Origin of the sequence: Methanosarcina sp. UBA5 (assembly GCF_002505485.1) — an archaeon.
GTDB lineage: Archaea > Halobacteriota > Methanosarcinia > Methanosarcinales > Methanosarcinaceae > Methanosarcina.
In genome coordinates this window covers 42,667-50,613 of sequence record NZ_DAVG01000052.1, presented here as the reverse complement: position 1 = coordinate 50,613, position 7,947 = coordinate 42,667, and the positions used below count along the sequence as shown (strand labels likewise).

Below are 7,947 nucleotides of genomic sequence, written 5' to 3'. Positions count from 1 at the left end.
CGGACAAAACACAGGAAATACAGTAAATAATGGAGATAACTCAGGGAATACAAATAATAACGGACAAAACACAGGGAATTCAGTAAATAACGGAGATAATTCAGGAAATACAAATAATAATGGAGATAACTCAGGGAATATAGTAAATAACGGACAAAACACAGGAAATACAGTAAATAATGGAGATAACTCAGGGAATTCAGTAAATAACGGAGATAATTCAGGAAATACAAATAATAACGGAGATAATTCAGGAAATACAGTAAATAATGGAGATAACTCAGGGAATACAGTAAATAATGGAGATAACTCAGGGAATACAGTAAATAACGGAGATAATTCAGGAAATACAAATAATAACGGAGATAATTCAGGAAATACAGTAAACAATTAATAAGATTCAAAAAACACAACTAATAATAATTTGAAATAATAACAAAAACGTGTGTTTAAAATATCGACAGATTATTATAAATATAATCTACACTAATGAACTGGAAAGACTTCCTTTCAAAATCAAGTGATGAACTAGGTCTATAAAAGCTTGAAAGTCACTTGATTTTGATCTGGATTAGTAAAAGACATGTAAACAAAAAAGAATTGAGAACATTGAAAAATGGTTTAAAATACTAATATGAGCTTTTAATTTGTTTACATATGAAATGAACTATATTTAGTCTCATATTTAGTCTCTAAAAAAAATTAAAAAAAATAGAATTTGATGAAATATTACATATAAAATTAACTTTATCTTTCTTAATCTTCCCTCTCTATTTATTCCCCAAGTTTCAAAGCTCCATGCGGGCACATTTTAATGCACACGCCACACTGGATGCATTTCTTTTCATCTACCTGAACGCTCCAGGAGTTATCAAAAGAATACACATTCATGGGGCAGACCGAAATACAGGCTCCGCACTCGATACATTCTTCCTCATCCCTGTGAATAGGCTGATCTAGAATGGAAACTATAGCTCCTCTCGATTCCAGAGCATTTTTGATTTTATCGAACTTGAGATCGTTCACATCCGCTATCAATTCCCCATAGGTTGAGTCGATATTTGCAACCATTATATTAATCAGGATTCCGGTTTCGACTATGGACTCGGAAATAATAGGGTTGTGGATTCTTTCGGTAGGAATAGTGATCTTGATTTTCACGTTCAGTACCTCCTTGCAAGAAGCTTGCTGATGTTGTCACTTGTTATTATTCCGAGAACCCGCCTCTGAGCATCGATCACCGGCATTGCAGATACTCCGTAGCGGTCCAGCCGCCTGGCTGCAAGATCCACAGGCTCGTTCGGAGCGCAGGTCAGCACCTTTTTCGTCATAACGCTCTCCACCGAATCAAAGCAGTTTTCTGCAACGGCCTTTGAAATATCCCAGGCGGTCAGGATCCCAACCAGTTCGCCAGTATCGGAAGTCACAGCCAGATGGTTAAAAGAATTCTCCCAGATTTTCTTTGCAGCGTCCTGGACAGTTTGATCTTTTTTAATGGTCACAATAAAACTGGACATCACATCTTTTACCAGAGGTACTGCATGGGTCTCTTTCATGGGTTTGGCAAGTCCTTCAGTACACAGTCTTTCCACGGGCATGCTGACAAAGAATTTCCCATGCTTAACCCACTCCTTTAACTCATTTGCTATCTTTCTCGCGTTCTTGAAACTGGAAAGGGAGGAGGTGGGCACATCTTTTCCGTCAATCTGCACCGAGCCTGACCTGAGTTCGGCATAATTCACATTTCTGATAACTGGCTTGTCTCGGCTTCCCACAGCATAATCCTGGATGGTGGTAACAATATCCTCATCACGGACTGCAGTCGCAGCAGCAAGTTTTTCGTTAAGGATAGGGATTGGGATTCCGATTCCCATGTAAAGAGTGGCCCCATATCCGGTAAAGGAAGCAGCCCTCAAGTAATCAGGGTTCATCTCCTTCAGGTTACCTTTGAGCATGAGAGTTCCAAAACCTGAAGAAGGAGAATGCTGAGTTCCATTCCCTATAACATAGCCCTGAGCCCCTCCCATAAAGATCCTTGTTCCCATGCCAATAGTTTCATAATTTGGATCATTTGAGAGAGGAGAGAGAACCCCTGCCCCGGAATAGGTTACATTTCCAAAATTAGGTAGAAGCTCACCCATATAAGTATTCAGAATTCTTTTGGAACTGTTGGTTGCTGCTGCATATTTCTGGTAAGCGTTCCTTGGGTTAAGAAGAACGGCTTCATTAAGGTCTTCAAGGGTGATTATCGTATCAAGCACTTTCCTTGGATAACAATCCGTCCCATACGCAGTCGCATGAACATCGATCTCTTTGCCTCTTAGGAGGTCTTCAATAACATGAGCTCCACCATACTGAATTCCCCGCGTATCTGAGATCTGGGCAGCCCCCAAGTAAGCGTCTACGGCTGCCAGTCCGCTGTATGCTTCTACATTGTTGAACCAGATCTTCTGGATTTTTATGGGAGGCTCGGAATGCCCCAGGTTAAGCATTAAGCCGGATGAGCACATAGCTCCGAATGTGCCTGTCGTAACTACATCTACTTCTTTTGCAGCTCCTTCAGCGCCAAGCTCCTCAACAATTGTGACCATTTCCTCCGCTGTCACTACATTGACGCTTCCATCTTCAATTTTTCTATTAATCTCATGAACCGATTTTTTAACCATTGGGGGTCTCCTCTTTTTGCAGATTTATATGAACCGTAATATTTAGTAAGATTATATATTACTTGTGATAATGTCAAAGGTAACAGCCCTGTCGGAAGACGCGAAAAGCTATGCCTGAGTTAGATTTATTTTCAGATTTACAGATTTATGTCCTTTGTTCAATAAACAATATTCATATTTACGGGCTATATATATTACTTGCGATAATTGGAAAATTCTCTTATTACAGAGTCGGGCTATAAATAGATTGTAACAGTTCATGCAGTATACAGTTTGAATAACCCGGAGCTTTTCAGATTGAAGGCAGGGTTAATCTCAGTAAGTTTCTTATGCTTACAGGATATACCCGAGGCCAGGTGATCTGTTGACATGTATATTAGCTACCGGGACTTTTGACCTTCTCCACCCCGGACATATTTATTTTCTGACCCAGGCCCGAGCTCTGGGAGATGAGCTTTTCGTTATTGTTGCTAGAGACTCAAATGTAACTCACAAGCCAAAACCAATTGTGCCCGAGGAGCAGCGGCTGGAGATGGTAAATGCACTCGGGATAGTAGATAAAGCGCTTCTTGGCAGTGAAAAAGATATGTTTGAACCCCTGAAGCAGATCAGGCCGGATATAATTGCTCTGGGTTATGACCAGCGCTTTGATGCCGAGCTTCTGGAAAAAGAACTTGCAAAAAGAGGGCTTCCTGCAAATGTGGTCAGGATTCCACTTTCAAAAGAATGCCCACTTTGCAGTACAGGTGCAATCATAAAAGAGGTACTTAACCGGTATGGGTAAACCTGTCCATACCGATGCCCGATTTGATTAAGACCTGTTATTCTTTATTTATACCTTTTTTTAAAAAGATAATTTACTGGATCTAATTTATGAAAATACCTTTTCAAGTCTTTCAAGAGCTTCCCTGATCCGATCAATCGATGTTGCATAGGAAATTCTGATGAAATCCTCGCCCGACGAACCAAAGGCGATTCCAGGCGTAACTGCCACTTGAGCTTCTTTCAGGAGCCGTTCTGCAACCTGAGTCCCATTTCCATACTCGCTGACATTAGCAAAAGCATAGAAAGCTCCATCGGGCTTTTTACATTCAAGCCCCATTTTGTTCAGGCCGTCGATAAGGACATCGCGGCGTACCTTGAAACGGTCAACCATTGCTTTGACGCTGTCCTGAGGGCCCTGAAGGGCTTCAAGCCCACCGTACTGAACAAACGTAGTCGCACTGCTTACCGAGTGAGACTGAATCTTAAGTAAAAGTTTGAGAATTTCGGGAGGAGCAGTCAGGTAGCCGAGTCTCCAGCCTGTCATGGCATATGCTTTGGAAAAACCGTTTACGGTGACAGTTCTTTCTTGCATTCCATCAAGGCTGCCAATGCTGATATGCTCCCTATCATAGATAATTTTCTCATAAATTTCATCTGAGACCACTATGAGGTCATGGTCAATTGCAAGATCCGCGATACATTGCAAAGTCTTTTTTCCGAAGACCCCGCCTGTTGGGTTTCCAGGACTATTTACAACAATGAGCTTGGTTTTATCAGTTATGTACTCTTCAAAATTGTCAGGAATGAAACCTTTTTCAGGGACTGTCGGAACCCAGGCCGTTTCCGCCCCTGCAAAACGTATGCATGCGTCATAAGTTACCCATGCAGGGTTAAACAGAAGAGCCTGATCCCCATCATCAAGAACACTCATCATTACCTCAAAAATTCCCTGTTTTGCTCCGGGGGTGACAAGCACACCTGTCTCGGTTACATCGAGGTTGTTTTCCGTCCTGAATTTTTCGGCAATAGCTGCCCTTAGTTCAGGGATACCTCCAGAGGGAGCATAGTGGGTTTTTCCCTCATACATAGCCTTCGCCGCAGCATCGCAGATATTCTTTGGGGTATTGAAATCAGGTTCACCAAGGCTGAAATTTATAACGTCTATACCCTCTTTAATCATTCTGGTCGCAATATTGGAGATCCTTATCGTTGCAGATTCTTCTACACGCTTGAGCCTTGCGGATGACATAGGGATGGTCCTGGTTTATTACATTTGCTAGTTTATTTAGATAATATAAGGATTCACAGCCGCCGCACCAGCTTTACTGCGGCTTCGACGGCCCGCTTTGCATAGTCCACACGTTCATGAGCCGCCATGCGAGTCATACCTGGGCCAGGAATTCCGAGAGTTACAGGCTTATTGAACTCAAGAGAAAGATCCATGATCTTCCTTGCAGCGTGCTGCATAACCACCTGGTCATGATCAGTCTCACCCTCGATTACAGATCCTATAGTAACCACGGCATCGATGTCATCCCTCTGGCAAAGTTTCTTGATCGCAAGGGGCATGTCAAAGACCCCTGGGACAAGAATTGTCTCTTTAACTGTTGCCCCCAGGAACTCCGCATGTTCTCTTCCAAGCAGTTCCATCTGATAGGTCAGATCCCTGTTAAATTCAGCTACAACAAATCCTAGGCTGATAGTCATCTAATAAGATCTCCAGTCTTTGTTTTTACATAAATTGTTTCACGTTCTTAATGGGCCTGCATCTTCAAAGCCCTGCCTCTGACCGGTACCGGCTTCTCGAATTAGCTTTTCAGGCTTGAAGAGCAGTTTAATTACGTTTAAAGCGTGTTCCCGGGTCCTTCTATCCATAAGGAAAGCAAGTTCCTTTTCATCCTTTCCTTCATTTTCATGGACAAAGACTTCGATAATATGGGTATTGGTCATGAGCTGGGCCATAATAAGACCCTGAGAAGCTTCATGAGCACAGATTTTATCCTGTTCCTTAGCTCCGGGCATACCAAGAGCCATAACGATATCGCATCCTTCTTCTTCGATAAGTTTTTTGGCTGCGACCGGAAGGTCCTTTATCCCAGGCACGGTTACTCTTTTAATTTTTACAGATACATTTTTCTGTATCTCATCAATTGCCGCACGCCCCATATTATAGCGTGCGAATGTGGTATCTGCAATTCCTATTGTGGGCATGTAAATCCGATCGGAATTTTAATATTAAAATCTTTCCGGGCTTTTGAAGAGCACAGGTAGACATATTACTCTACCTGTAGATCTAAATTTATAATTCATCTGTTCAGGCCCTGTCAAGAATCCTGGCTGCAGCTTCTGTACCTGCTCCCAGCCTGTCAATGTAACCACGCTTATTCAGCACAATTTCCAGCTGCTGGATGGTTGAAAGCACATCCCTTCCAGTCACATTTCCCATGCACCCTATTCTGAAAATCTTGCCTTTAAGGCGTTCCTGCCCGCCTGCAATAATTACGCCTCTTGCCTTCATATCGTTCTTTATATCCTCACCATTAACGCCTGCGGGAGCTTTCATGGCAGAGACAGTATTAGAGTACTGGCTGTACTCGTTAAGCTGCGGGAACATCTCAATGTTCAGTTCGGAAACTGCTGCTCTTATGGCTTCGGAAAGTACATTGTGTCTCTTAATTCTTGCCTCCATTCCTTCCTCTTTTACTATATGCAGAGCTTCCTGAAGTGCATAGAATAGAGAAATCGCAGGAGTATAAGGTGTCTCTGGTTTGGGTTTGTCCCCACTCTTTTTATATGCTAGGAGGTCATTGTAGTAGGGCCTTTTTGTTACGTCCTTCATAACCTCAAAAGCCTTTTCACTTACAGAAACGATTGAAAGCCCAGGGGGAGCTGCAAGGCATTTCTGTGAGCCTACAATTGCAACGTCAATTCCCCATTCATCGACCTTTACATCATCTCCTCCAAGGGAGGTCACGCCGTCCATAATAAAGAGAGCGTCGTGCTTTTTGGCAAGTTTGCCAATCTCTGCGGCCGGGTTAAGGATGCCCGCAGACGTCTCATTGTGGACGAGAGTGATGGCTTTTGCTCCTTCCTCGAGTTTTTCCTTGACAATTTCAAGGTCAATCGGAAGACCCCAATCGAACACAACGGGAACAACTTCCGAATAGATAGCTGCAATGTCTTTAAACCGCTCTCCAAACTTTCCATTTTCTATGGCTATGACCTTGTCCCCACTTCCAGCTAGAGAGCCGACAGCAGCTTCCATTCCCGCCGTTCCCGAACCACTGAGCACGAAAATATCATTCTTTGTCTGGAAAACGCTGGAAAGGATTTCCCTGCAATCGGTATAAATTCCGGCGAACTCCGCACTTCGGTGGTTAATCATCGGTTTCGACATGGCTCTAAGGACTCTGGGTGTAACAGTTACGGGACCAGGCATCATGAGAAGGGTATCTTCCAGATCCATATGTATTATGCTCCACATTTTCAAAGATTTAATTGAATTTGTTTTTTATTTGTATGAAGGGTTTGTATTACGTCTCATTTTATTTATTTAAAAGGTTGTAGTATTTCTGCAGTATTAAAAACCTGCAAATCTGAAAATAATTCAGAGTAATATCATTGTTATGCGGTATGCCCGAAAAACCCTGCAGTATCATATATCCGGGAATCTGTCACAGAACTTATTAAGTTAAGTCATTTTGCAGGGGTTAAGCATTAAATCCGATTTAGAGATCAGGTTTAATTGAATCCTAGTATATAATTGATGTGCTTTTCATGCACTGATTCCGGATACCGCCCGATAAGTAGAGCGGATTTTGGTTATTGGCCCTAGAGAAGCGTCATTACATCATGTTTTGTCACGACGCCGATAACTGCTCCTTTTTCTACTACCAGTACGGCAGGATTTCCTTCCAGCATATGTGACACGACTGAGATAGAAATACCTGGAGACACTGTTGGGAAGGCCTCTCCCATTATCTCGGAAACTTTCAACTGGGAAATTGATTTTTTCTTACTTTCGGCCATCAATTTCACTATCATGTCTTCAGAAACACTTCCAACCGGAATGCCCCTATCAAGCACAGGAACCTGTGAGAAACCATGCTTCTGCATAAGGCTTACTACTTCTTCCACAGAATCACCTGGAGAAACATGAATTACAGGGGAATGCATCAGATCTATTATAATAATCTGCTGTTCCTTTTCGACTTCCTCAAAAGCATCAAGGATTTTCCTGACAGTCGAAAGCCTGGGATCTACATCTCCCGATTCTATACGAGCTATAAGGGGCTGGCTTACTCCTGCCCTTTTAGCGAGATCGCTCTGGGTAAGCCCGAGGTCATTTCTTCTTTTTTTAAGATCTTCGGGTGTTGGAAGCTGCATGTATATTACCGATAGTAATTATTATATTTAATATCATTGGTTAACATAATTTGTGAAGTTTAAATTTAGATGATATTAAATCCAGATAATCATTCTCGGAAAAATTATACAACATAATTGGGTAAAAAGG

At 42.2% G+C, this 7,947-nt stretch carries 8 protein-coding genes and 1 pseudogene; 2 read left to right on the top strand and 7 right to left on the bottom strand.

Annotated features, from left to right (window positions below; genetic code table 11):
• Positions 1-394, top strand: a pseudogene (locus BP621_RS05005) (hypothetical protein); the annotation flags it as partial.
• Positions 395-774: 380 nt separating this feature from the next.
• Here the strand turns inward: BP621_RS05005 and BP621_RS05000 are convergent.
• The gene (locus tag BP621_RS05000) at positions 775-1,161 is read right to left on the bottom strand and encodes a 4Fe-4S binding protein (RefSeq protein ID WP_292388282.1); all 387 of its coding nucleotides are present in this window, start codon (positions 1,159-1,161) and stop codon (positions 775-777) included.
• Positions 1,162-1,163: 2 nt separating this feature from the next.
• A complete protein-coding gene (locus BP621_RS04995; protein ID WP_292388280.1) occupies positions 1,164-2,666 on the bottom strand; it encodes an L-aspartate semialdehyde sulfurtransferase in 1,503 nt (500 codons plus the stop codon).
• 340 nt (positions 2,667-3,006) lie between these two features.
• On the opposite strand from BP621_RS04995, the gene BP621_RS04990 reads away from it, so the two are divergent.
• Positions 3,007-3,450, top strand: coding sequence for an FAD synthase (locus BP621_RS04990; RefSeq protein WP_292388287.1), 444 nt, complete (start codon positions 3,007-3,009; stop codon positions 3,448-3,450).
• A gap of 87 nt (positions 3,451-3,537) precedes the next feature.
• Here BP621_RS04990 and BP621_RS04985 read toward each other — a convergent pair whose 3' ends face one another.
• The 5 genes from BP621_RS04985 to BP621_RS04965 form a co-directional block, all read right to left on the bottom strand.
• Positions 3,538-4,680, bottom strand: a complete 1,143-nt coding sequence (locus BP621_RS04985; RefSeq protein WP_292388279.1) for a pyridoxal phosphate-dependent aminotransferase — start codon at positions 4,678-4,680, stop codon at positions 3,538-3,540.
• Between the two features lie 53 nt (positions 4,681-4,733).
• Complete coding sequence (ribH, locus tag BP621_RS04980; RefSeq protein WP_048108716.1) at positions 4,734-5,138, bottom strand: 6,7-dimethyl-8-ribityllumazine synthase; 405 nt, start codon at positions 5,136-5,138, stop codon at positions 4,734-4,736.
• Positions 5,139-5,177: 39 nt separating this feature from the next.
• Entirely contained in the window at positions 5,178-5,642 is a 465-nt protein-coding gene (gene ribC / locus BP621_RS04975) for a riboflavin synthase (protein WP_292375683.1), read from the bottom strand.
• 103 nt (positions 5,643-5,745) lie between these two features.
• Positions 5,746-6,897 (bottom strand): pyridoxal-phosphate-dependent aminotransferase family protein, encoded by a 1,152-nt coding sequence (locus tag BP621_RS04970; RefSeq protein WP_292388278.1) that lies wholly within the window; start codon positions 6,895-6,897, stop codon positions 5,746-5,748.
• Positions 6,898-7,262: 365 nt separating this feature from the next.
• Positions 7,263-7,817 (bottom strand): CBS domain-containing protein, encoded by a 555-nt coding sequence (locus BP621_RS04965; protein ID WP_292388276.1) that lies wholly within the window; start codon positions 7,815-7,817, stop codon positions 7,263-7,265.
• Between the last annotated feature and the right edge of the window lie 130 nt (positions 7,818-7,947).